A 23,128-nucleotide genomic window follows, 5' to 3' on the forward strand; every position below is an offset into this window, starting at 1 on the left:
TTGACAGCTACGCCGGTTTTCTGTTCCGCTCCTACCCGGACCCCGATCAGTGCCGAGACTGGCCGCCGCGGCGTCACGGTCCACGTCCTGCTGGACTTCGTGCACGTCGCCGAGTACGTCTGGGCCGCCGCCCATGCCTTCCACAAACCCGGCACCACCGAGGCCGAAGCGTGGACCGCCGACCGTCTCACCACGATCCTCGCAGGTCAGGCTGCCCACACCGTCGCCGAAATGACCAGCCAGGCTGAGCGGGAGCACTTATCGCCGGCCCGACGCGAGGTTGTCGACGCCTGTGACTGCTACCTGACCGGCCACCTCGATCCACTCCGCTACGACACGGCGCTGGACAACGGCTGGCCGATCGCCACCGGCGCGGCCGAGGGCGCCTGCCGCCACCTGATCGCCGACCGCCACGACATCACCGGCGCCCGCTGGGGCCTGCACGGAGCCGAAGCCGTACTGCGACCGCGTACCGTCCTCTCCGACGGAGACCTCGCCCCCTACTGGCGCTACCACGCCGCCCGCGAACACGAACGCCCCTACCCCGCACCCGACCAGCGGAACGACGCACCCACCGCCTGATCCCAGCAGTCGTCCGAAATGAACTGCGCCCCACCGCCAGACCTACTTGAGGCGACGGCGGCCGACAGCGCGCGCAAGTTCACCGACCGGCGCCAGTATGTGTCCGCCATCGCCCGCGCACCACCACACGGCCGCACCGTCCTGCTCCGATCCGTGGACGCCGAGGTCATGCCGGGGACACACCGGCCAGACCTGCCAGGTCCGTTCGAGCAGGCTCTCCTGGATCAGAACCGCCAGGCTGGTCAGTGCCACGGCCGGGTCGTCGCACATGCTCGGCAGGACAGGACCGTCCCAGTTGAGCCGTGCGCCGTCGGCAAGACGGACACCGGCTCCGACCGGGAAACAGTCCTCCAGGATCTCGATCTCCGGTTCGCCCTCGATCCCGCGCGTGGGCAGATCGCGGGCCACGATTCGCAGCGCGGCGCGCAACGTCTCCAAACGCTCGGGGGCAAGGTCGAAGCCGGGATCGAAGCCCACGTTGTCCAGAACACGCCGGGCCAGGGCGGTCATCTCCGCCGGCGACACCTCGGCCTGGTTCCGCTCGATGACCTCCAGCACGGCGTCGGTGCAGTGGAACCAGTCGAGCAGTTCGCAGGCGAGGGCGACGACTTGCTGTGGGTCGAGATTGTCCTCACGCAGGCCGAGGTAGACCCTGCGCATCAACTGCTCGGTAGCCGCTTCGTACTCAGCCATGGCGTCGCTCACCAACCCAGAATCCCGACGCGTCACGGTTCCCTGCCGCATGGTTCCCCGGTATGACGTCTGACGCACTCACCAGCGGAACCATGACCTCACCATTTGATCGCGGCCGTCACTCGAAAGGAACCGCACCCAACCGACGGAGACCGCCACACCGCCGCCCGGCGCAACCTCTTCAACCGCATGCTCGGCTGCCTCCACCACTGCCTCACCAAGCGCACCGTCTATGACGAGGGCACAGCGTTCCCAACCTCTGGAACTCCTGCGCTGAGGGCCACCGCTTGAGGCTTTCAGTCCGGCAGGGGAAGGAGCCTGCCGCTCCAACGCTCGTCGTCCACGTCGTCGGGTTGCCGCAGGCGGATGTCAAAAGCGTTCTCTACCAGCGCCAGGACGCTGTGCAGGGGCGCGACCTGGCCAGGGATGAGCCCGAGGGGCCTCATGACGTCATCAAGTCTTGCGGGGTCCTGCCCGGTCGGTTCGATCGCCTGGAGGGTGTGGAAGCCGACGATGATCTCGCCGCCCACCGCGTACTTCAACCAGTGCATCGGCTTCTCGTCGCAGTGGAGCACCACGGCTTCCGTGCCCACGGAGACGCGACTCAAGATCCTCTCATCGAGTCCATGCACGCCGCCCTGTTCCCATGCCCACGTCCACAAGCCGTCGATGCCACTGGTGACGACGGGTTCTTCATCGTCGAAGAGGTCGTCACCCAAGTCGTCTGCCAGATCTACGGCGTCGCGAAGCGCAAGGGTCCCCTGATCCACCCCCATGCGGGTAAGCAGCTCCGCAGGAGGCAGATCCCGCACGAAGGTCAGCGTATAGACGGGGAAATCGCCCTCTCGGAACAAGTCCAGTCCGCTGCCAATCTCTGCACTGGTCATGCTGCGGATGCTGCCACACACCACCGACAGACTTCCCCGGCTGCCAGCCTTGACAGATCAACTGCGTCGGATGTCTCCTTCCCCGGTCCTGACGTCGATGCCCGGCGCCGGCATCAGGACCGCCGGCGAGGCCGCGGAAAGACCCACACCCAGGTCCTCCTCCGCCTCGCCCGCCAACGCATCAGCGCTTCCGCGGCCTCGGGAACATCAGTGAAGGAAGCAAGGTCACGCCCGGCACGAACACGTTGTGTCCATGAAGGAGACGACGCCTCAGCCAAGGCCGCCTCCAACCTACTCGTCATCTCTGGCACGCCCAGGCAGTCTCATGCCCCACGAAGAAGATCGAACCTCGGGCCGAAGTTGCCCACACGCTTGACGAAGAACACAGAGGCACCCCCCAGTCACGTCACCGGTGTGCCGGCTCCGATCGGCGAGCGGTGACGATCTCGCCCCACCGCTCGGCGAAGGCGCCCCACAACGCGCGCAGGCGTTCTTCCTCGCGGGCGACGTGAGCGACGACGGATGCCGGTTCGAGGCCCAGTGCCTCCAGGGCGCCGACGTCGGAGGCACCCCAGGCCGCGATGTCCGCGGCCAGGACTTCGGGGTGGAACTGGACGCCCCAGACGGCGGTTCCGATGCGGTAGGCCTGATGGGTACAGCGTTCGCTGGTGAGGAGGGGGACGGCGCCTTCGGGGAGGACGGACGTCTCCTCCCAGTGCCATTGCACAGCGCACGGGTTCGAGGTAGAGGTCGGGTTCGGGTTCGCGAGGGGGGCGAACAGGTCGTCGGTGGAGGCGGATTGAAGAGGTGTCAGTTCGCACAGGCCCACCTCCGGGCGGGCGGCATGACCGACCTCGCCTCCGCAGGCGACCGTGAGCAGTTCCATGCCGAGGCAGATGCCCAGGGTGGGCAGGTCCTGTGCCACCGCCTGGCGCAGCAGGTCGCACACCTGGGGCAGCCAGGGGGCCCGTTCGTCGTCGTAGGGGCCCATGGATCCGCCGAGGACGAGGAGTCCGTCGTAGGCGTCCAGATCGTGGGGAACGGGGTCGTTCGCCCACGGGCGGCACAGGTCGAGTGTCAGTCCCTGCGCGGTGAGGCGTTCACCGACCTGGGCCGGGCCGGTGCCGTTCTCGTGCTCCACGACGAGCACGCGGGGCGCGCTCACAGCCGTCCCGCCTCGACGATACGGCGCAGGAACGCGCGGGTGCGTTCTTCCTGCGGGTCGCCGAAGATCTGCTCGGGCGGGCCTTCTTCCAGCAGTACGCCTTGGTGCAGAAAACACACTTTGTGTGACACCTCCCGGGCAAAGCCCATTTCGTGGGTGGCCAGCAGCATGGTCATGCCGTCGTCCGCGAGTTCCCGGACGATGGCGAGGACTTCGGAGACGAGTTCGGGGTCGAGCGCCGAGGTGATCTCGTCGAGGAGCAGTGCGCGGGGCTGTGTGGCCAGCGCGCGGACGATCGCCACGCGCTGCTGCTGTCCGCCGGAGAGCTGGTCGGGCATGCGGTCGGCCTTGTCGGCGAGTCCGACGCGGGCGAGGAGGGTGCGGGCCCGTTCCTCGGCCTCGGCGCGGGGTACTCCGGCCACCCGTACGGGTGCGAGGGCGACGTTGCGTACGACGCTCATGTGCGGGAACAGGTTGAAGTGCTGGAAGACCATGCCGACGTCGCGGCGGAGCCGGTCCACGTCGGTCCCCCGGCCGGACGCGACGTCGCCGCCGACCCGGATCTCGCCGGCGCTGATGTCCTCCAGGCCGTTGATGCAGCGCAGCAGCGTCGACTTGCCGCTGCCGGAGGCGCCGATCAGGGTGACGACCTGGTGCTGTTCGACGTCCAGGTCGATACCGCGCAGCACCGGGGTGTCGCCGTAGCTCTTGTGTACGGCGTCGATCTCGATGAATGCCATGTCAGGCTCCCTTGCCGCGTCGCTGCTCACGGGCGACCAGTCGGTCCACCAGCCGGGCCTGCGGGATCGTGATGAGGACGAACAGCCCCGCGACCACGGTGACCGAGGACAGGTTGAAGTGGTTGGACGCGAAGATCTTCGACTGGTTGAAGGCGTCGATCGTGCCGATGACGTTCACCAGGGCAGTGTCCTTCTGCAGGCTGATGAAGTCGTTGAGCAGGGGCGGGACGACGCGCCGGGTCGCCTGGGGCAGCACCACGTGGCGCAGTGTGGCGCTCCGCGAGAGGCCGAGGGAACGCGCGGCGGCGCTCTGGCCCGGGGCGACGGATTCGATGCCGGCCCTGAAGACCTCGGCGACGTACGCGCCGTAGGTGAGGGTGAGCGCGAGGATCGCGAACCACACCGGGCTGAGCGAGCTGAGGAACGGCACCTCGGCGAGGGGCAGTCCGAAGCCGATCAGGTAGATGATGATGATCGCCGGGACGGCGCGGAAGCCGTCGATGTAGGTGGTCGCCAGGAGGCGCAGTGGGCGCCCGGCCCGGCCCGGTGCCATGCGCGCGAGGGCAAGTGCCAGTCCCCAGGCGAGGATCAGGACCTGGGCGACGACGGCGATGAAGAGGTTGGTGCCGAAGGCGGAGGCGGTCTCGCCGAAGCTGATGCCGATGACCTTGCCGTCGAAGAAGGTGCGTTGGACGGCGCGGTCGTTGGTGCACAGGAACCAGACCACGCCGAGCAGGACGAGTGCGGCCAGGCACCAGCCCAGCGTGGTCCAGGCGTCCTCGCGGGCCTCGGACGCGGCCCGGCGGGCATCGGTGCGCCGCTCCTGTCCCCAGGCCGTGGCGGCGGCACGTGCCGAACGCACGGCTCGTGTCGCGGGCTTGAGCAGAACGAGCACCGCGGCGGCCACCACGACGGCGCCGAGGATCACGGGTGTGCCGGAACCAGGCAGTACCCGGCTGACGGACACGGCGGTGAGGGCGGTCAGCGCCGTGGTGGCCAGGACGGCCGCCACGGCCGTGGCGGCGAGCGGCAGGGCCGGCGGGGGCGGCGTGCTCTTCGAGGGCTCGCCGCGCTCGGTCGTCAACAGGCTGGAGGTCATGGTCACTTGGCGCTCCAGAGCGGGATCGACTCCGGGTCGCCGCCGAAGGCCTTGGCCAGGAAGGCCGAGGAGAGCCCGTCGAGCGTTCCGTCCTTCTTCATCGACTCGATGGCGCCGTCGAGTGCGGAGGCGTTCGCGCTGCCCTTCGGGTAGAGCGCGCCGTACGACTCGCCGGTCTCGAACTGGCCGATGACCTTCAACTTGCCCTGGGACTCGTGTGCCTTGCCCAGCACGATCGCGACATCGGTGAGCGCGGCGTCGATCTGGCCCGCCTGGACGGCGGCCTGCAGTTCGACGTCTCCGGCGAAGACCTTCGGCTGCTTCTTCGGGTGCAGGTGCTGGTTGACGAAGTCGGCGCCGGTGGTGCCCTGCTTCACGCCGAGTTGCAGGTCGCCGATGTTGTCCTGGGTGACCTTGGAACCGGACTTGACCAGGACTCCGATGTTGGAGGCGAAGTAGGGGGCGGAGAAGTCGACGACCTTGCGGCGGGCGTCGGTGATGGAGATCTCCGCGAGCGCCATGTCGAAATTCTGCGTCTTGCCGGCGACGAGGGCGTCGAACGACACGTTGCGCACGGTGAGTTTGGGCAGGCCGGCCCGGTAGGCGAGGTTCGCGGCCATGCAGTACTCGTAGCCGTTGTCGATCTGGGCGACGGTGTCACCGTTCCACCAGCCGGGGCTGGGCAGGTCACCGACGACGGTGAGGGTGTCCTTCTGGACGGTCTTGAGGTGGATCGAGCCGCGGACGCCGGTCACCTTGCACTGGCCGTAGGTGCGGGACCCCTTGGAGTCGGTGGTGTGGGTCGTGGAGTCGCCCTCGCCGGACACGGCGCCACCGCAGGCGGTGAGGGCCGCGAGCAGGACGACGCCGAGTGCGGGCATGGCGAGGCTACGGACGGTGCGCATGGAGCTCCTAGGGGAAAGGGGCGTAGGCCGGTGATGCGCTACAGTGCCCAAAACGTTTTGGGTACGTCAATAGTCCGAGGTCAGAGAAACAAAAACGTTTTGGTATCCGGAGGGCGGGAACGACTTCCCCCTAGGCTCGTGGGCGCCGCCACCGATGCCGCGATCGGGACGAGGCGCCGCGGTCGGGACGACACGCAACCGGACGACAGGGGAGGGCGAGAGTGGGCACGAACAGCCGCAGATCGACACCGGACAAGGGAGCAGGCCGCCGGGTCGGCATCCGCGACGTGGCGGAGGCGACCGGCCTGTCCATCACCACCGTCTCCCACGCCCTGCGCGGCAAGGGCCAGATCGCCCCGGCCACCCGCGACCGGGTGCGCCGCGCCGCGGAGGAACTCGGCTACCGCCCCGACCCCGTCGCCCGCGGCCTGGTCTCCGGACGCACCGGCATCCTCGGCCTCGTCGTCGGCCACATGTCGGACCGCCCCTGGGCCAGTACCTACCGCCCCTACTACGCCGCCTTCTCGGCGGGTGCCACCATGACCGCCGTGGAACGCGACTACGCTCTCGTGGTCGTCCCCGGCGACCCGACCTCGGGTCTGTGGACACGGGTCCCCATGGACGGGCTGATCATCGTCGACCCCGTGCACGACGACCCGCTGCTCGCCGACTGTACGGGCCGCGGCATGCCCGTGGTCACCGACGGACGCCCCATCGACCCCGGATACGACGGCGTCCCCACCGTGGAGAGCGACCTGGAGCACGGCATGGCCGAACTCCTGCGCCACCTACGAGAATCCGGCGCCACCCGCGTCGGCCTCCTCTCCGGCCCCGAGCCCGACGCCTACACGCAGGACTGCGAGCGCCTGTACCGCCAGTGGTGCGCCGGGACCGGACAGGCTCCCCTCGTCGAAACCCCCGGGGCCGTCGAAGAACCCGTGGAAGCAGCCCTTCGCCTGCTCTCCTCCCCCGACCGCCCCGACGCCGTGCACGGCCTCAACGAGACCTACGGCCAGGCACTCGTCGTCGCCGCCCGCCGGCTCGGCCTCACCGTCCCCGACGACCTCATGATCAGCGTGATGCGGGAGAGCGCCGAATCCGCCGGCGCCGCCGACTGGGACGTCCCCCTGACCGCCCTCAGCCTGGACGCCCGTCGCCTCGGCGCCCAATGCGTCACGACACTCATCGACGTACTCGACGGCAAGAAGCCGGACAACGTGGTCGTACCGTGCACGGTGGTCGTACGCGGCTCGACGCGCCGGGGGTGAACACTGCGGGGCGCTTGCGCGGAGGGACTTGGGGTGGCGTCCGTGAGTTCGGTCGACCCCGGCGCTCGATGGCGGCGAATGTGCCATGGTGTGCGGCAGGTGCTGCCGAATGGCCGGCCGTTGTCACAGCGGGCCATTGAGATACTTCGGCCCATGGACACGACGAGTGCGGGGGCGGACGAGGTACGGCCGGACCGCCCCATGGAATGGGCGCTGCGCTCCGCGGAGCCGACGGACATCGAGGCGATCGCGGAGCTGCGGGCGACGGTGATGCGCCCGGACCTGGAGCGGTTGGGGCGGTTCGACGAGCATCGGGTCCGGCAGCGGCTACGGAACTCCTTCTCCCCGCAGCACACGTCGGTCATCGTGGCCGACGGCGCCTTCGCGGGCTGCATCACCGTACGGCCGACGGAGGACGGGCGGTGGTTGGAGCATTTCTATCTCGCTCCAGGCCTCCAGGGCCGCGGGCTTGGATCGGCTGTGCTGCGAACAGTGCTGGAACGGATCGACGCCGACGGTGTGCCCGTGCGCCTGAACGTCCTGCGGGGCAGCGCCGCGCGGCGGCTGTACGAGCGCCACGGGTTCACGGTCGACGGTCAGGACCCCATCGACGTCTCCATGGCGCGACGGCCGAACGCGGGTGCTCCGGCAGGGGGTTGACAGGGCATCAGTCGTTCGCCCGCTCGGCCGCGCTGCGTTCCACACAGAACTCGTTGCCCTCGGGGTCGTGCAGCGTTACCCAACCGGTTCCATCGGGCCCGCGGTGGTCGCCCTGGAGCGTGGCACCGAGCGAGAGCAGGCGCTCGACCTCCGCGTCCCGGGTGAGGTCCTGGGGTTGCAGATCCAGATGCACGCGGTTCTTCGCCGTCTTACGGTCGTCGACCCTGATGAACAGCAAGGTGGCCGCCGTCGACGTGACCAGGGCTGCCGGATCTCCGGGAAAGTCGTCGTCCGCGAGCGAGCCGTCCAGGGCCTGGGCCCAGAAGCTCGCGAGGACATAGGGGTCGGCGGCGTCGATCGTGACATGACGGATCAAGGAACTCATGCCCCGAGCCGATCATGAATTCCCCCCACCGTCCAGAGGCCGCCCACCTCGAATCCGACCACTTCGCGGACTACGGCCGGGCCGCTCCGCTCTGGGCGATCCGGCCTCCCGGGCCTACTACGACAGGAAGATCGCCCAGGGCAAGCACCGCACCCAGGCCCTGCTCTGCCTCGCCAGACGCCGAGCCGACGTCCTCTTCGCGATGCTCCGCGACGGCACCTTCTACCAACCACAGCCGTCAGCCCCAATCACCTGACCTGCGGGTCTGCAAGGAGAACGACTCGATCAGCCTCGACGTCGAAGCCGAGCGCCGGATGGCCATACTCGCCCTCCGGGTCCATGAGTACAGGCTTGCCCAACCGTCGCCCGATCTCCCGAAGGAAGCCGCAGAACACATCAAGTCGGTCCTGGCCCTGCAACTCCCGCAGGTCGACGTCGAAGTCGACTTCGTCGTCGGCGTGGAAACTGAAGATCGCCAACACATCGGCGGTCGGCCAGACCCGCAGGTCCGGGCACTCCGCATCCGCCGCACGGGACAGCACGGTCTCCGCCCGGGGCACCGGAAGCACTGTCTCTCCCTCGGAGTACTGGCACTTCCAGCCCTTCTCCGCGACAAGGTCGAGGACCGCCTGCCAGGCCTCCACCGAGGCATTCGGGACCCGCACGTCCGGCAACGACCCCATCAAGTCCAGGTCGAAGAAGCACTTCACGTCATCCCACAGCAGGTCGCTCACCCGCCACCCTGCACGCCTTCCAGGGCAGGGAAGGCGGTCTGACCAGGGCGGACGCCAGGGTGGGCCTCACCGTGGCCCCGACACCGGCGAGGGCGGCGCGGCTCACCGTCGCCCAGATCCGGGCCGCCCTCAAACGCAGCGGGCCCACCCGGTCTTTCGACACCGAGGCCGAACGCCTGCAAGGCGTCCTCCGCGCCGAGTACGCCCACCACCTCCCGGCCGTCGAGGACGCCTTCGGCCAGCAGCTGCTGGCCTTGCTCAAGCAACGCCCACTACAGGCGCCGACGCGAGCACGGAGACTGGCACAACGCCGCCCAGTGCCACCTGCTCAACCGCTTCCTCGGACAGCTCCACCACTGCCTGAAGACCCGGCCGCCGTTTGACGAACAGCGTGCCTCACACCACTCCTGGCGCCCTCGACCGAGCAGACAGCGTGACTGGCTGATCATCACGGACGTCACAGGCATCACTGGAGCCCTTCGTGGCTCCGGGCAGGCGCCATCACCTTGCGGAAGGGGAGCGCGGCGAGCAACGCGGCCAGGACCAGGAGTCCGCTCGTCCACAGCGGCCCGCGGTCGCCAACGGTGTCGAGGGTGGTCGTGGCGATGAGGGGGCCGACGGCCGCGCCGATGTTCAGTGCCGCAGTGGCATACGCCCCAGCCATGGTGGGGGCTCCGCCCGCCTCATAAAGGACCCTCGTGATCAACGTGCTGCCCACCGCGAACGACAGCGCGCCCTGCACGAATACGAGTGCGAGGAGAGCGATCTGGTTCTCGGCCAGCAGGGCCAGTGCCGGCCAGCCGACGAGCAGCAGCGGGCCGCCGACCGCGATGACCAGGCCGGGGCGCTGATCCGAGAGTCGCCCAGCAAGGGTGACACCGACGAACGAACCGGCCCCGAAGAGCACCAGCACGACCGATACCCACAGCCTGGCCAGTCCGGCACTGCCGGTCACAAGGGGAGCCAGGAACGTGAAGCTTGCGAAGGTTGCCGCGTTCACCAGCGCGCCGAGCAGCATGACGAGGAGCAGCCTCGGCCTCCTGAGCTGCGAGACCTCTGACCGCAACGCCGGTCCGTCGGCTTCGTCCGACTGCTCTGGGCGGGTGGGGATTCCCATGAGGACACCGAGAGTTGCGGGCAGACACAGGACGGCGACAGCCCAGAAGGTGACCCGCCAGCCGAGCATCGTGCCGAGCACGGATCCCCCCAGGAACGCCGGCGATCGTCGCCACCGTCGTGCCGGACAGCAGGACGGCCAGCGCACGCCCCTTCTTGCCCGGCGGAACCAGCCGGGCGGCGGTGGTCAGCGCAACGGCGAGGAATCCCGCATTCGCCACCGCGGCGACGACCCGGGTCACGAACAGGACCGCGAAGCTCGTGGTGACGGCGCCCACGGCATGCGCCGCCGAGAACACCAGAACGAACCCGAGGAGACTGCCCCGGCCGGGCCAGTCGCGGGCGAGCGCGGCTACCAGCGGGGCACCGACGATCATGCCGACCGCGAAGGCCGAGGTGAGGGTCCCTGCCGTCCCGACGCTTACGTCGAGGTCGGAGGCGATGTCCGGCAAGAGGCCGGCAAGCATGAATTCCGAAGTGCCCATGGCGAAGACCACCAGGGCAAGCAGATACAGCGGAAGAGGCATCGAGGGGCTCCGAGACGAGGAGAAGCACGAAAGGAAGACGTCTCGTCACCGCAGTCAGCACCCGCGGGCACACGTATCCGGCCCCACAACGCGGCGGGACGAAGTACTTCGAACTCAGTGGTTCAGGGGGCTGACGGCGTGACCGAAAGCCCCCACCTTGGCTGCCTCAGGGCTCGACATGACCCGCACGTTACCCGCAAGGGCCTCGACTCGCACCACACGACTTTGACCCACACCCCGCAGGGCTGGAGCATTGAGCGGGACGCCCCCGGGCGAAGGTCGTGAGGCTGCGCGTCGGGGCGGTCCCGGATGGCCGACCAGGCCGTAGCCGGCGGCCCGTCCCGGTGCCTCATGGTGCTGGGGTCACGGTGCGGTGAGCTCCTGGCGGCCCGTAGCCAGCAGGTCGCGCAGGCGGGTGTGTGGGAGTGCCGGGGAGCGGTGGTCGTCGCGGCCGGTCATCGTCTCGTTGGCTACGAGGGCGTTGAGTACGGCTTCCTCGACCGACTGCACGGTGGCTTCGAAGAAGGGGTCGATGCGGCCCCAGGGGACGAAGGTGAGCGACTCGTAGTCCTCGTCCGTCGCTGCGCCTCGCGGGAAGGTACTGCTCAGGGCGGCGTCGTTCGCGGTGGAGAAGGCGAGGAACAGGTCGCCGGAGAAGTGACTTCCGGAAGTGCCGGTCCGGCCCAGGCCGATGGGCACGCGCCGGGCCAGCGCCTTGCACTGGCCGGGCAGCAACGGGGCGTCGGTGGCGATGACGACGATGACCGAGCCCGCTCCGGACGGGGCCGGCCAGGAGGCGTTCGCCTCCATGGGGTTGTCGTCGAGCAGGGCACGGCCGACGGGTACGCCCGCGACCACGAGTTCCCTGCGGCTGCCGAAGTTGGCCTGCACGAAGGCGGCCACGGTGTAGGAGCGCGAGCCGTAGTCGACCACGCGTGACGCCGTACCCGAACCGCCCTTGAAGTCATAGCAGTTCATACCGGTGCCCCCGCCGACCGAGCCCTCGTCCACCGGGCCCGAGGCGGCGCTGTCCAGTGCCGCGACGGCGTGCTCGGGCCGGACGTGGGACCCGTTGATGTCGTTGAGGTAGCCGTCCCACGTCTCGCCCACGACAGGCAGGAGCCACTGGCGAGCCGCCTGCGGGTGATGGGCGACGACCCAGTCCACGACGCCCCGGTGCGCCGGACCCACGGCGTGCGTGTTCGTGATGACGACGGGCATCGCCAGCGCGCCGGTCTCCTCGATCCACGCCGTGCCGGTCATCTCGCCGTTGCCGTTGAGCGAGAACCATCCGGCGGCGCACGCGCGGCCGACCCCGTCCCTGCCGCGCGGCAGGATGGCGGTCACGCCGGTACGGACGGGGCCCTGCCCGGTGACGAGCGGGCCGGCGCCCTCGATCAGGGTGGTGTAGCCGACCTGGACGCCGGGGACGTCGGTGATCGCGTTGTGCGGTCCGGGGCGTCCGTCGAGGGGAATTCCCAGCGCACGGGCGCGCGGGCGGCCTGAGGGCGTGACCTGGGAGGGGTCGACGCGGTCGTCGATGCTCAGCAACGGGCGGCTCTCCTTGACAGTTGTCGGGGTGGAGTGGGTGGTGCGGTCGTACGGGCGGTCGGTCTTCGGCGTGGAAGCCGACGGCTTCAGAGTGGGAGCCGGCGTCTTCAGAGTGGGAGCCGGCGTCTTCAGAGTGGGAGCCGGCGTCTTCAGCGTGGAAGCCGCCGGTTTCAGTGTGGAAGTCGCCGGTTTCAGCGTGGAAGTCGCCGGTCCGCGGTCAGGTCGGGGCAGCCGGTGGCGGCCTTGGCGTAGGCGAGCAGCAGCTCGAAGGCGCGTCCGGGCGGTATCGACGCCTGACGGGAGATGATCATCAGGCCGTAGGCGTCTTCCAGGGCGACCATGTTGCACGCGATGTCGAAGGCGGATTCGGTGAGCGTGAAGTGCCCCTGGGCGCGGCCCGCCTCCAGGATGCCGGTGTACAGGGCGACCTGGCGGTCGTACAGGGAGTGGAAGAGCAGACGCATGTCGCTGTCGTCACGGCTGGCGATGGAGAACTCGTAGAGCGCGATGGTGAGTTCGTCGTCAGGGTCGTGCGGCAGGCCGTGCCAGGCGGTCTCCACCAGTCGGTCACGGGCGTCGTCGAGTTGCTGTGCGACGGCCGCGCGGGCGGTGAAGAAGCGGTCCATGGCCTGCCGGCAGGTCTGCCGCAGCAGCTCGTCGAAGTCGGGGAAGTAGTACTGCACGGAGCCGCGGGCCACCCCGGCGGCTTCGGCGACGTCGCTGACCCGCAGCCGCCCGAGTCCATGGCGGCTGACGGCGCTCATCGTCGCGCTCACGAGCTGCTCCCGGCGGGCGGACTGGTTCTTCGTACGGGCCATGGCCGCATTCTTCAGCAGGTGCGGCAAAGAATCAAGCAGCAGTCCTCTGGTCTTGACAGAGTCACTGTTCTTATCTTTGGCTTCAGCGCCAAAGAATCATTGACAGCGCTGGAGGCCTTGATGAGTGACGAGCTGAACCAGGCGATACCCACGCGGACGACACGGCCACCAGCAGCGCCGACAGGGCCGGCAGAGCCGGCACCAGTGACATCAGCGGCTGAGACAGCGGCGACAGAGGCTGCGGCGGCCGAGCCGGTGAAGTACGCGCAGGACCTGTCCCGTTCCCTGTCCCTGAAGGAGAACGTCCTCATCACGCTGTCGTCGGTGACCCCGGCGTCGAGCGTGTTCATCGTCATGCCCGCCGCGATCCAGGCGGTCGGCGGGGCTTCGGCGACCGCGTGCGTCATCGCCGCGGTCATCGCGCTGTTCACCGCCTTCTGCTACGCGGAACTGTCCAGCGCGTTCCCGGTGACCGGCGGCGAGTACGCCTTCGCGGCGCGCACCATCGGCAAGTCGACCGGGTTCGCGCTGCTGATGATGAGCCTGATCGGCGGTGTGCTGGTCACCGCCGTGATCGGGCTGGGGACGGGCGACTACCTCGGCGTCATATGGACGTCGATGTCGGGGCCCGGCGTCGGGATCGTGGCGCTCCTGGTGGCGGCCGGCGCCGCGGTGCTCAACATCCGCACCAACGCCTGGGTGACCGGCGTCTTCCTCGTCCTGGAGATGCTCGCTCTCGTCGTCCTGACCGTCCTCGGGTTCCTCCACGTCAGCCAGCCGGTGACGGTGCTGTGGACGGCGCAGACCACGGGCCACGGCGGGCTGAGCCCCGTCGGTGCGGGCGTGGTTCTCGCGGCGATCCCGACGGTGCTGTTCGCCTACAACGGGTACGGCACCGCGGTCTACTTCGCCGAGGAGACCCGGCACGCGACGTCCACCATCGGCCGGGCGATCATGGTGTCGTTCGTCATCACCGTGGCGGCCGAGATCATCCCCGTGACCGCGGTGCTCCTGGGGACCTCGGACCTGCGCCGGCTGGTCGCGGCGGACGCCCCGATCAACGAGTTCCTGACCAGCCGCGGCGGCTCCACGCTCAACGCGCTGGTGAGCTTCGGCATCGCCCTGGCGATCTTCAACGCGCTCATCGCCCTCTTCCTGCAGATCGGCCGGCTGTTCTACTCCTCGGCGCGTGACGGCTCCTGGCCCGATGTGATCGGACGGCCGCTGGCCGCCGTGCACCCGAAGCTGAAGACGCCCGTCGTCGCCACGCTCACGACCGGTGCCGCCACCGTGGTCGTCGCCTGGCTGGTCCCGATGAACACCCTCATCCTGGCCACCGGCGCCAACGTCGCGCTGCTGTACGTCCTTGTGGCGCTCTCCGCGCTGGCGGGCCGCAGGCGCGGCACCACGGCCGACGCGCCCTATCGCATGCCGCTGGGCCCGCTGTCGCCCCTCGCGGTGCTCGTCGTCATGGCCTACGTGCTCTACCAGTCCGTCGAGGCCGACTGGGTGCCCGTGGGGCTGTCCGTCGGCATGCTCGCGCTCGGCTACGTGTACTACTACGCGTATCTCCACCCGCGCCGCGACGAACGGTGGACGCTGCCGGCTCCCGCGGACGAGGAGATCGTCTGAGGGGCCCAGTGGGCTCGTGCCCCGCGCGCGGTTCAGGCCGTCGCCGTGTCCAGGACTTCCAGGACGTGCCGGTAGGGGCGGCCGGTGGCGCGGGTCATGCCCATTTCGCAGGTGCGGTTGCAGGAGGCGTACGCGTCGTGGGAGCGCGAGGTGATCTCGGCGGCCTGGGCGGCGGTGGCGCTCGCGGTGATCTCCGGGTGGAGCAGGCCGCGGTCGCCGGCGAAGGCGCAGCAACCCCAGCTGTCGGGGACGGTGACCTCGTCGCTCAGGGCCGCGGCGACGGTGCGCAGAGCGCCGTCGATGCCCAGGTGCACGGTGGAGCAGGTCGGGTGCAGGGCCAGGCTGCCCAGGCGGCGCGGCTCGGGCAGCGCGGGGAGCAGGTGCTCCGCGGTGAAGGCGACGCTGTCGACGAAGCGCAGGGACGCGAAGCGTGCGCGGTCGGACTCGGGGAGGGCGCTCGGCAGTTGTTCCAGACCGTGCGTGCAGGAGGAGGCGTCGCAGACGACCGGCAGGCGGCCCTGGTCGCTGGAGGCCCACAGCGCGTCGAGCGTGCGGACGGCCATGGTGCGGTGCCCCTCGGTGTAGCCCTTGGACTGCCACGGGGTGCCGCAGCACAGGCTTGCCAGTTCGGGCACGACGACCGGCACGCCCGCCCGGTCGCACAGCCGCAGGAACGCGGCCGCCGCCCCGTCGGAGCCGCCCTCCGGAGCGAAGACGCTGCCGATGCAGGCGGCGAAGAACACCGCCCGCGCGTCTGCGGGTTGGCGGGGCGCGGGCCGGTCCGGGCCGCCGCGCGGGATGTCGTCGGCCCAGGCGGGCATCAACTCCCCCGCGCCGAGCCCGCGGAGCGCGCCGGTGGCGGCACGCAGGGCCGGGGTGGGCAGGGCATGGGCCGTGTCGAGTGCGGCGCGCACGCCCTTGACCGCGGTGCCCCAGTGCTTCGCCGCCGCGTTCCCGGCGCGCCGGGCGGTGGCGCCGTGCCGTTCGGCGCGCAGGCGTTTCATGACCGCGCCGGTGTCGATGGTGACGGGGCAGGCGGTGACGCAGAGGCTGTCGGCCGCGCAGCTGTCGACGGCCGCGTAGGTGTAGTCGGCTTCCAGGGCGCGGCGGCGTTCCTCGTCGCCGGCGGCGGTGGCGAGCGTGATCTCCCGCTGGAGGGCGATGCGTTGGCGTGGTGTCGTGGTGGCGTCCGCGGTGGGGCAGACGGGCTCGCAGTAGCCGCACTCGACGCACGCGTCGACGGCGGGGTCGACCTCGGGGACGCTCTTGAGGCTGCGCAGGTGGGCCGCCGGGTCGTCCTCCAGGAGCACACCGGGGTTGAGTACGCCGTGCGGGTCGCACAGCCGCTTCAACTCGCGCATGGCGGCGTAGAGTTCGTCGCCGTACTGGCGGTGCACGAAGGGGGCCATGGCGCGGCCGGTGCCGTGCTCGGCCTTCAGGGTGCCGCCCTCGTCCAGGACGAGGTCGACCATGGCGTCGGTGAAGCGGGCGTAGCGCTCGGTCTCCGGGGCGGAGTCGAAGTCCTGGGTGAGCATGAAGTGCAGGTTGCCGTCGCGGGCGTGGCCGAAGATGACGGCGTCCTGGTAGCCGTGCCGGTCGAAGAGGCCGATCAGGCCCTCGCAGGTGCGGGTCAGCCGTTCCATCGGTACGGCGATGTCCTCGAGCAGCGCGGTGGTGCCGGGACGGCGTGCCCCCGCGACCGCTGTGTACAGGCCCTTGCGCAGGTGCCAGAGGCGGGCCCTGACCTGTGGGTCGCGCACGAGCGCGGTGCCGCTGACGGACGGCAGGCGGTCCAGGACGGGCTGCGCGGCGGCCACCGTCTCCGCCAGCGCCTCGGCGCTGTCCTCGGCGAACTCGACCAGCAGTGCGGCGTGCCGTTCCACGCGCAGTCCGCGCAACTGGTCGACGGGGTCCGGGGATTGCTGGGCCACGCGGAGCGAGGCGGCGTCGAGGAGTTCGGCGGTGCGGGCGCCGGCGGCCAGCAGTGCGGGCAGCGCGTCGGTGGCTTCGGCGAGACCGGGCAGCACCAGCAGTCCGGTGGCGGTGTGCGGCAGGAGGGGGACGGTGCGGAAGACGGCCTCGCCGACGAAACCGAGGGTGCCCTCGCTGCCGATCATGAGGTGGGCGAGGATGGCGGCGGGGTCGGTGTGGTCGAGGAACGAGTTGAGGCCGTAGCCCATGGTGTTCTTCATCGAGAAGAGTCGCTCGATGGTGGCGCGGGAGGAGGCGGAGACGCGGATGCGGTCGCGCAACCGCAGGAGTCCCGCGTGCAGTTCGGGCTCGCGGGCGCGCAACTCCTGGTCGGCGTCGGGGGCCGCGGTGTCGACGACGATGCCCGAGGGCAGCACGAACCGCAGGGACTCCATGGTCCGGTAGGCGTTGTCCTGGGTGCCGCAGTTCATGCCGCTGGAGTTGTTGGCGACGAGGCCGCCGATGGTGCAGGCGGACTCGCTCGCGGGGTCGGGGCCGAGCCGGCGCCCGTACCGGGCGAGCCTGGCGTTGGCCTGACGGACCGTCAGGCCCGGTTGCAGCCGGATGCGCCGGCCCTCGTCCAGGACTTCGGCGGTGCGCCAGTGGCTGCGCACGTCGACGAGGATGCCGTCGCCGCCCGCCTGTCCCGCCAGGCTGGTGCCCCCCGAACGCAGCGTGAGCGGCAGTCCCGCCCTGCGGGCCCCGGCCATCAGGGCGCCGACCTCGGCCACGGAGGCGGCGCGGACGACGGCCTGCGGCGTGAACAGGTACGGCGACGCGTCGTGGGCGGCCGCGACCCGGCGGGGCAGGTCGGTGGTCACGCGGGCCGGGTCACCGACGCACGCGGCGAGGATCCCGGTCAGGCCTGCGGCCCCGTCGGGGGCGTTCGGCGCGGCGGAGGATGCGGCGGCGGTGGGGCTCATGGCTCCTCGTACGGTGCGGGTGTCAGTGGACGGAGGATGCGGCTGCAGCGGGGCTCGTGACTCCTCCTACGGTGCGGGTGTCAGCGGACGGACGATGCGGCTGCAGCGGGGTTCATGACTCCTCCTACACTGCGGGTGTCAGTGGACGGGGGCGGTGGGTCCGGTGATCCGCATCAGGCGGGGCGGGTGCGCGACGGGGGCGGGCAGGCGCAGCGGTTCCAGGCCCGGGGTGATGCTGCCCAGCAGGGTCGCCCGTCGGGCGCCGGTCCCCGAGGGGAGGGTGCCGGGCAGTCCGTGGACCGTGAGGAAGCCCAGTACGGCGAAGGCGAGGGCCTCCTTGGCGTCGGAGGGCAGGCCCAGGTCGTCGCTGGGGCGCAGGCGTACGCCGGGCAGTTCCTCGGCGATCATGCGCATCAGGACGGGGTTGCGGGCGCCGCCGCCGGAGACGACGAGTTCGGTGACACCGTGGGCGTGGCAGGCGTCGGCCACGGTGACGGCGGTCAGCCGGGTCAGGGTGGCCACCACGTCGTCGGGGTCCGGTGTGGGCGCGGACTCCAGTGCGCGCAGCAGGTAGGGCAGGTGGAAGAGTTCCTTGCCGGTGGTCTTCGGGGCGGGCCTGCGGTAGTAGGGGTCGTCCAGCAGGACGCGGAGCAGTTCGGGGCTGGTCCGGCCGGCGGCGGCCCTGCGTCCGTCCTCGTCGTAGGTGGCGGCGCCGTCGGTGAAGTGTCGTACGGCCGCGTCCAGCAGGGCGTTGGCGGGGCCGGTGTCGAAGGCCAGTGGTTCGGCGTCGGGTGCGACGACGGTGACGTTGGCGATGCCGCCGAGGTTCAGCGCGGCGGGGGTGCCGGGCAGGGCGCGCAGCAGCAGGGTGTCGGTCATGCCGACCAGCGGCGCTCCCTGCCCGCCCGCGGCCACGTCCCTGCTGCGCAGGTCGGAGACGACCGGGAGGCCGGTGGCCTCGGCGATCCAGGCCGCCTGGCCGAGCTGGAGCGTGCCGCGGACGGTGCCGTCCTCGACCCAGTGGTACATGGTCTGGCCATGGGAGACCACGAGATCGGCGGTGCCGTCGCACAGCTCGCGCAGGGCGCGCCCGGCGGCGTCGGCGAAGGCCTGGCCGACACCGGTGTCCAGGGCGCAGACGGCACGCATGGTCGTCGCGGCCGGCGGCAGGGCGGCGCCGATCAGGTCCGTGAGGTCGTCCGTGTAGGGGACGGAGAGGTGGCCGAGGGGCCGAAGGAGCAGGGTGTCGCCGTCCAGGGTGAGGTCGGCGGCGGCGGCCTCGATGGCGTCGTACGAGGTGCCCGACATCAGACCGATCACGCGCACGGCGTCTCCCTGCGCACGGTCCGCCGCGCGGGCGGGGTCGGCTGCGTCATGGCTTCTCCCTGTGTCTCGGGGGCGGGTGCGGGGTCGCCGAGGCGGCCCCGCACCCGGTGGGGTGGGTGGTTCGTCACTCCTGGTCGGCTGCCGCGGCGACGCGGTCGGGGCCGGGGCCCCGCTCGCCGTCGTCCGCGGGGACCACGTCGATCTCGGGAGCACGGTGGAACAAGCTCATCAGGCCGCCGACGACCAGGGTGATCACCACGCCGATCGGCACGAGCCACTGGGCGGCGATCGCCGTCGGTACGGTGGCGCCGGCCACGGTGACGTCGATCTTCACGCCGCGCACGATGTACGTCATCACGCCGACCGTGACCAGGAAGGCCACGACGGAGTCGACCTCGTTGGCGCGCCGGACGATCCGGCCGAGCAGGAACGCGCCGAGCAGCGCGCCGTAGGTGTAGCCCGCGATCGTCAGACCGGTGAGGTAGACGTTGCCGGTGCTCGTGCTGAAGGCGCAGGCGAAGACGGCCATCAGCACCGCCCACACCAGCGTCATCACGCGGGCGAGTTTGAGCAGCGACTCCTCGGAGGGCGTGCTGCGGAAGAAGCTGTGGATGATGTCGGCGACCGTCGAGTTCGACATGGAGTTCAGCGCGGACGACAGCGAGCCCATCGCGGCGCCGAGGATGCCGGCCACGAGCAGACCGGAGACCACCACGGGCAGCCCGTGCAGGATGAAGTTCGGGTAGAGGTTGTCCGCGCTGGCCAGGCCCAGCTGCTTGAAGTCCTTGCCCTTGTTGTACGACCACAGCAGGGCGCCGACGAGCGAGAACGCGGCGAACTGGAGGGTGACGAAGACACCGGAGGCGATCATGGCCTTCTGACCGTCGCGCAGCGAGCGGGTGGCCAGGACGCGCTGGACGATCAGCTGGTCGGAACCGTGGCTGGCCATCGCGAAGATGGCGCCGCCGATGATCGCGGTCGGCAGGGCGAACGGGCTGGTGAGGACGTGCGCCAGGTCGAAGTTGGTGTCGAAGAGCTTGAAGTGTCCGGTGTGCAGGGCGCTGGAGTAGCCGTCGCCGCCGACGTGGCCGGAGAGCACGGCGACGGCGAGGATCGCGCCGCCGAGGTAGAGGCCCATCTGGATGGCGTCGGTCCAGATGACCGCCTTGATGCCGCCGAGGTAGGTGTAGACGACGGTGATCACCGTGAGCACGATGATGATGACCCGGTAGCCGGTGTGCACGCCGAATTCGTCGAGCAGCAGCTTGATCGGGATCGCGGAGGCGAACAGCCGGACGCCCTCGGCGAGGAGACGGGTGAACACGAAGGTCACCGAGGCGAGTCCCTGCAGTTTGAGCCCGAATCTGGTGCCCAGGTACTGATAGGCGCTGACGAAGCCGCCGCGCTTGTACAGGGGGATCAGCACGGTGGCCACGACGACGCGGCCGATCACGTAACCGAGGGCGAGTTCGACGTTGCCGAAGCCCGCTCCGCTGTACGCCGCGCCGGGCACGCTGATGACGGTGAGCACACTGGTCTCGGTGGCCACGACGGAGAACGAGACCGTCCACCACGGCATGTGGCCTTCGCCGACGAAGTAGTCCTTCGCGGTCTTCTGCCGTCCGGCCAGGCGCAGTCCGATCCAGGCGATCGCCACCAGATAGACGACGACCACCACGAGGTCGAGTTGGCGCACGCTCACTCCTAAGCAACGGCCGGCGGGGTCACCGGCGGGGTGGGGACAGTGGGGAAGGGCGTCGACCGGCGTACGCGGGCGACGTGGGGTTCGTGCGGTGCCGAGGCGTCCAGCGCCAGCAGGCGTGCGCCGTCCAGCGGGTCCCCGAGCGGGGGCCGCAGGTGCAGGGGGCGCGGGTGCGGGTGGCGCGGGTGCGGGTGGCGCGGGTGCGGGGGGCGCGAGGAGTCGTCGAGCGCCGACCGGAGAGGACCGAGCAGCGGTTCACCGAGGCCGGTGAGCCCGCCGGTGATGGTGACCGGGAGGGGGGCGGGGGGTGTGTCGGGGGCCGTGCCCGAGGGGGTGGCGGCGGGTGTGTCCGAGGGGGTGGCGGAGGCCGTGCCCGTAGGGGTGGCGGCGGCGCCGATCCGGCGGGCGGCGGCGAGTACGGCGTCGCCGAGCGCGTCGGCGGCGTCACGGATGATCGCGGAGGCCGCGTCGTCGCCCGCGGCGGCGGCACGGGCCACGTCCGGGGCGAAGGTCGCGGCGGTGCGGGCGGGGTTGCCGTCCCGTCCGAGGGCCGTGGGCAGCCGGTCGGGGTCGCCGAAGCGCGCGACGGCGGCGCTCAGCAGCGCGGTGTCCGGTCCGCGTCCGTCGTGGGCGCGCAGCGCGGCCCGCAGTCCGGCGGCGCCGATCCAGGCGCCGCTGCCCTCGTCGCCGAGCCAGGGGCCCCAGCCGTCGACGCGGGCGTACGAGCCGTCGTCCCCGATACCGATGGCGACGGAGCCGGTGCCGATCGCGAGGACCACGCCCGTACGTCCGCCGAGGGCGCCGGCGTGGGCGGTGACGGCGTCGCTGGCGACGGCCACCTCGTCCGCGGGCAGGTCCTCCAGGAGCAGGCCGGCCAGTTCGCGGGCCGCCTCCGGTGCGGCGGCAGCCCCCGCGGCGCCCACGCAGACCGCGGCCAGCCGGGGCGTCCGCTCCCGCTCCAGGAGCGGGAGGACGGCGGCGCGCACGGCGGCGCGGGCCGCGGCCACCCCGTTCTCGGCGGCGAGCCCGGGAGCTCCGGGCACCTCGTGGACGTCACTGGTGGGACCGTCGTCGCCGTGCCACAGCACGGCACGGCAGCCGGTCTTGCCCAGGTCCACCGCCACTGCTGCTGTCATACGGCACGCCTTCGTATCTCGGGGATCCGTCGCGCCGGGCGGGTCATGGGACGGCCGAAGGGCCGGTGACCGGGCGGATCACGGTGCAGCGAGTATCAGAAGGCCAGACTCCATATGTCAATAAGTAACTTGAGGCAATTCATCACGTAACTTTTTGACGTCCCGCTGGCGCCGTGACTAATCTGTCGCCCACCCACTCAGGAGGGATCGGCCCATGGCCAGCCAGGAACCACCCCGCGCACCGGCCCAGCAGGCGGAGGACGCCTCCCCCGCCGGGACACTGGCGCGCATCCGTACGGCACTGCCGTCACTGGCCCCGTCGGAACGGCGGGTGGCCGAAGCCGTCCTGGCCGATCCGGCGCAGGCGGCGGAGCTGTCCATCAGCGCCCTCGGCGGGCGGGCCGACACCTCGGTGGCCACGGTGATGCGCTTCTGCCGGGCCATAGGCATCGCCAACTATCCGCAGCTGCGTCTCGCGCTTGCCGCAGCCGCCGCCCGCGAGCACGCCCTCGGCGGCGAGCGTCCGGCGCCGGGCACCGACATAAGCGCGACCGACTCGCTTGACGAGATCGTCAGCAAGATCATCTACAACGAGGTGCGCGCCCTGGAGGACTCCGGGGCCGGACTGGACGTCGAGGTGCTGGGCCGGGCGGTCGACGCCGTGGCGGGGGCCCGGCGGATCGACATCTTCGGCGTCGGGGCCAGCGCGTTCGTCGGCCAGGACCTGCACCAGAAGCTGCACCGCATCGGCCACATGGCGTTCATCTGGACCGACCGGCACGCCGCCCTCACCGCCACCGCCCTGCTCGGGCCCGGCGACGTGGCCGTCGCCGTCTCCCACTCCGGGGAGACCGAGGACACCGTCGAGCCGCTCCAGGCCGCCGCCGAACGCGGCGCCACCACCATCGCCCTCACCAACTCCCCGCGCTCGACGCTCGCGGACAGCGCGGACCTCGTGCTGACGACCTGCGCCCGGGAGACCCCCTTCCGCTCCGGTGCGACCGTCAGCCGCATCGCCCAACTCGCGGTCATCGACTGCCTGTTCGTCGGCGTGGCACAGCGTTCCTTCGACGCCACGACCGCCGCGCTCGAGAAAACCTACGGAGCGGTCCAGCGCCGCAGGCGCCCGCAGTCACAGCGCCGCGCACCGGCTGAAGGGTGACGGCCGCCCGCTCACGGCTGCCTGCACCCTGCCCCCTGCCCCCTGCCCCCTGCTGACGGCTGACGGCTGACGGCTGACGGCTGACGGCTGACGGCTGACGGCTGACGGCTGACGGCTGACGGCTGACGGCTGACGGCTGACGGCTG

At 70.7% G+C, this 23,128-nt stretch carries 19 protein-coding genes and 3 pseudogenes; 7 read left to right on the forward strand and 15 right to left on the reverse strand.

From position 1 onward, the window contains the following. Window positions 1–99: 99 nt before the first annotated feature. Window positions 100–582 (forward strand): hypothetical protein, encoded by a 483-nt coding sequence (locus tag ACGFYV_RS21380; protein WP_393879985.1) that lies wholly within the window; start codon window positions 100–102, stop codon window positions 580–582. Window positions 583–624: 42 nt separating this feature from the next. On the opposite strand, the gene ACGFYV_RS21385 is transcribed toward ACGFYV_RS21380, so the two are convergent. The 6 genes from ACGFYV_RS21385 to ACGFYV_RS21410 all read right to left on the reverse strand — a co-directional run bounded on the left by ACGFYV_RS21385 (window position 625) and on the right by ACGFYV_RS21410 (window position 6,071). Continuing rightward, complete coding sequence (locus ACGFYV_RS21385; RefSeq protein WP_393879986.1) at window positions 625–1,287, reverse strand: hypothetical protein; 663 nt, start codon at window positions 1,285–1,287, stop codon at window positions 625–627. A 284-nt stretch (window positions 1,288–1,571) separates the two neighbouring features. Continuing rightward, window positions 1,572–2,162: a DUF6461 domain-containing protein gene (locus tag ACGFYV_RS21390; RefSeq protein ID WP_393879987.1), complete on the reverse strand. Its 591-nt coding sequence runs from the start codon at window positions 2,160–2,162 to the stop codon at window positions 1,572–1,574. 406 nt (window positions 2,163–2,568) lie between these two features. Then, window positions 2,569–3,327, reverse strand: coding sequence for a type 1 glutamine amidotransferase (locus ACGFYV_RS21395; RefSeq protein WP_393879988.1), 759 nt, complete (start codon window positions 3,325–3,327; stop codon window positions 2,569–2,571). Further along, entirely contained in the window at window positions 3,324–4,067 is a 744-nt protein-coding gene (locus ACGFYV_RS21400) for an amino acid ABC transporter ATP-binding protein (protein WP_393879989.1), read from the reverse strand. Before ACGFYV_RS21400 ends, ACGFYV_RS21395 begins: the two co-directional genes overlap by 4 nt. Window position 4,068: 1 nt before the next feature. Then, window positions 4,069–5,166, reverse strand: a complete 1,098-nt coding sequence (locus ACGFYV_RS21405) for an amino acid ABC transporter permease (RefSeq protein WP_393880008.1) — start codon at window positions 5,164–5,166, stop codon at window positions 4,069–4,071. 2 nt (window positions 5,167–5,168) lie between these two features. Beyond that, window positions 5,169–6,071 carry an ABC transporter substrate-binding protein gene (locus ACGFYV_RS21410; protein WP_393879990.1) on the reverse strand — a complete coding sequence of 301 codons (903 nt, stop codon included), beginning with the start codon at window positions 6,069–6,071 and terminating at the stop codon, window positions 5,169–5,171. Window positions 6,072–6,292: 221 nt separating this feature from the next. Between ACGFYV_RS21410 and ACGFYV_RS21415 the strand changes: the two genes are divergently transcribed. Next, window positions 6,293–7,339, forward strand: coding sequence for a LacI family DNA-binding transcriptional regulator (locus ACGFYV_RS21415; RefSeq protein ID WP_393879991.1), 1,047 nt, complete (start codon window positions 6,293–6,295; stop codon window positions 7,337–7,339). Between the two features lie 153 nt (window positions 7,340–7,492). After that, complete coding sequence (locus ACGFYV_RS21420; protein WP_393879992.1) at window positions 7,493–7,999, forward strand: GNAT family N-acetyltransferase; 507 nt, start codon at window positions 7,493–7,495, stop codon at window positions 7,997–7,999. A gap of 7 nt (window positions 8,000–8,006) precedes the next feature. Here ACGFYV_RS21420 and ACGFYV_RS21425 read toward each other — a convergent pair whose 3' ends face one another. Continuing rightward, a complete protein-coding gene (locus ACGFYV_RS21425) occupies window positions 8,007–8,384 on the reverse strand; it encodes a VOC family protein (RefSeq protein ID WP_393879993.1) in 378 nt (125 codons plus the stop codon). Between the two features lie 85 nt (window positions 8,385–8,469). On the opposite strand from ACGFYV_RS21425, the pseudogene ACGFYV_RS21430 reads away from it, so the two are divergent. Next, window positions 8,470–8,640 (forward strand): annotated as a pseudogene (locus ACGFYV_RS21430) (IS110 family transposase); the annotation flags it as partial. On the opposite strand, the gene ACGFYV_RS21435 reads toward ACGFYV_RS21430, so the two are convergent. Then, window positions 8,633–9,118 (reverse strand): hypothetical protein, encoded by a 486-nt coding sequence (locus ACGFYV_RS21435; protein ID WP_393879994.1) that lies wholly within the window; start codon window positions 9,116–9,118, stop codon window positions 8,633–8,635. The pseudogene ACGFYV_RS21430 and the gene ACGFYV_RS21435 sit on opposite strands and share 8 nt — an antisense overlap. On the opposite strand from ACGFYV_RS21435, the pseudogene ACGFYV_RS21440 reads away from it, so the two are divergent. Then, window positions 9,118–9,514, forward strand: a pseudogene (locus ACGFYV_RS21440) (IS110 family transposase); the annotation flags it as partial. The gene ACGFYV_RS21435 and the pseudogene ACGFYV_RS21440 sit on opposite strands and share 1 nt — an antisense overlap. Window positions 9,515–9,584: 70 nt before the next feature. Here the strand turns inward: ACGFYV_RS21440 and ACGFYV_RS21445 are convergent. From ACGFYV_RS21445 to ACGFYV_RS21455, 3 genes and pseudogenes are all read right to left on the reverse strand, one after another. Beyond that, window positions 9,585–10,761 (reverse strand): annotated as a pseudogene (locus tag ACGFYV_RS21445) (Cmx/CmrA family chloramphenicol efflux MFS transporter). A gap of 363 nt (window positions 10,762–11,124) precedes the next feature. Next, window positions 11,125–12,312 carry a P1 family peptidase gene (locus tag ACGFYV_RS21450; RefSeq protein WP_393879995.1) on the reverse strand — a complete coding sequence of 396 codons (1,188 nt, stop codon included), beginning with the start codon at window positions 12,310–12,312 and terminating at the stop codon, window positions 11,125–11,127. A 191-nt stretch (window positions 12,313–12,503) separates the two neighbouring features. Then, window positions 12,504–13,130, reverse strand: a complete 627-nt coding sequence (locus ACGFYV_RS21455; RefSeq protein WP_393879996.1) for a TetR/AcrR family transcriptional regulator — start codon at window positions 13,128–13,130, stop codon at window positions 12,504–12,506. Window positions 13,131–13,385: 255 nt separating this feature from the next. Between ACGFYV_RS21455 and ACGFYV_RS21460 the strand changes: the two genes are divergently transcribed. Continuing rightward, a complete protein-coding gene (locus ACGFYV_RS21460) occupies window positions 13,386–14,762 on the forward strand; it encodes an APC family permease (protein WP_393879997.1) in 1,377 nt (458 codons plus the stop codon). 32 nt (window positions 14,763–14,794) lie between these two features. Here ACGFYV_RS21460 and ACGFYV_RS21465 read toward each other — a convergent pair whose 3' ends face one another. The 4 genes from ACGFYV_RS21465 to ACGFYV_RS21480 form a co-directional block, all read right to left on the reverse strand. After that, window positions 14,795–17,656, reverse strand: coding sequence for an FAD-binding and (Fe-S)-binding domain-containing protein (locus ACGFYV_RS21465; protein WP_393879998.1), 2,862 nt, complete (start codon window positions 17,654–17,656; stop codon window positions 14,795–14,797). Between the two features lie 138 nt (window positions 17,657–17,794). Continuing rightward, entirely contained in the window at window positions 17,795–18,982 is a 1,188-nt protein-coding gene (locus ACGFYV_RS21470) for an anhydro-N-acetylmuramic acid kinase (RefSeq protein ID WP_393879999.1), read from the reverse strand. Between the two features lie 124 nt (window positions 18,983–19,106). Further along, window positions 19,107–20,678, reverse strand: coding sequence for a sodium:solute symporter (locus tag ACGFYV_RS21475; RefSeq protein WP_393880000.1), 1,572 nt, complete (start codon window positions 20,676–20,678; stop codon window positions 19,107–19,109). 8 nt (window positions 20,679–20,686) lie between these two features. Further along, window positions 20,687–21,820, reverse strand: coding sequence for a BadF/BadG/BcrA/BcrD ATPase family protein (locus ACGFYV_RS21480; RefSeq protein WP_393880001.1), 1,134 nt, complete (start codon window positions 21,818–21,820; stop codon window positions 20,687–20,689). A gap of 214 nt (window positions 21,821–22,034) precedes the next feature. Here ACGFYV_RS21480 and ACGFYV_RS21485 point away from each other — a divergent pair, with 214 nt between their 5' ends. Next, window positions 22,035–22,982, forward strand: coding sequence for a MurR/RpiR family transcriptional regulator (locus ACGFYV_RS21485; RefSeq protein ID WP_393880002.1), 948 nt, complete (start codon window positions 22,035–22,037; stop codon window positions 22,980–22,982). The last annotated feature ends 146 nt before the right edge of the window (window positions 22,983–23,128 follow it).

This window comes from Streptomyces sp. NPDC048297, assembly GCF_043201585.1.
Classification (GTDB): domain Bacteria; phylum Actinomycetota; class Actinomycetes; order Streptomycetales; family Streptomycetaceae; genus Streptomyces.

Coding starts and splice junctions, on each gene's coding strand:
- ACGFYV_RS21410 (WP_393879990.1), bottom strand. CDS start 6,071: ATGCGCACCGTCCGTAGCCTCGCCATGCCCGCACTCGGCGTCGTCCTG.
- ACGFYV_RS21400 (WP_393879989.1), bottom strand. CDS start 4,067: ATGGCATTCATCGAGATCGACGCCGTACACAAGAGCTACGGCGACACC.
- ACGFYV_RS21405 (WP_393880008.1), bottom strand. CDS start 5,166: ATGACCTCCAGCCTGTTGACGACCGAGCGCGGCGAGCCCTCGAAGAGC.
- ACGFYV_RS21425 (WP_393879993.1), bottom strand. CDS start 8,384: ATGAGTTCCTTGATCCGTCATGTCACGATCGACGCCGCCGACCCCTAT.
- ACGFYV_RS21465 (WP_393879998.1), bottom strand. CDS start 17,656: ATGAGCCCCACCGCCGCCGCATCCTCCGCCGCGCCGAACGCCCCCGAC.
- ACGFYV_RS21420 (WP_393879992.1), top strand. CDS start 7,493: ATGGACACGACGAGTGCGGGGGCGGACGAGGTACGGCCGGACCGCCCC.
- ACGFYV_RS21390 (WP_393879987.1), bottom strand. CDS start 2,162: ATGACCAGTGCAGAGATTGGCAGCGGACTGGACTTGTTCCGAGAGGGC.
- ACGFYV_RS21455 (WP_393879996.1), bottom strand. CDS start 13,130: ATGGCCCGTACGAAGAACCAGTCCGCCCGCCGGGAGCAGCTCGTGAGC.
- ACGFYV_RS21480 (WP_393880001.1), bottom strand. CDS start 21,820: ATGACAGCAGCAGTGGCGGTGGACCTGGGCAAGACCGGCTGCCGTGCC.
- ACGFYV_RS21485 (WP_393880002.1), top strand. CDS start 22,035: ATGGCCAGCCAGGAACCACCCCGCGCACCGGCCCAGCAGGCGGAGGAC.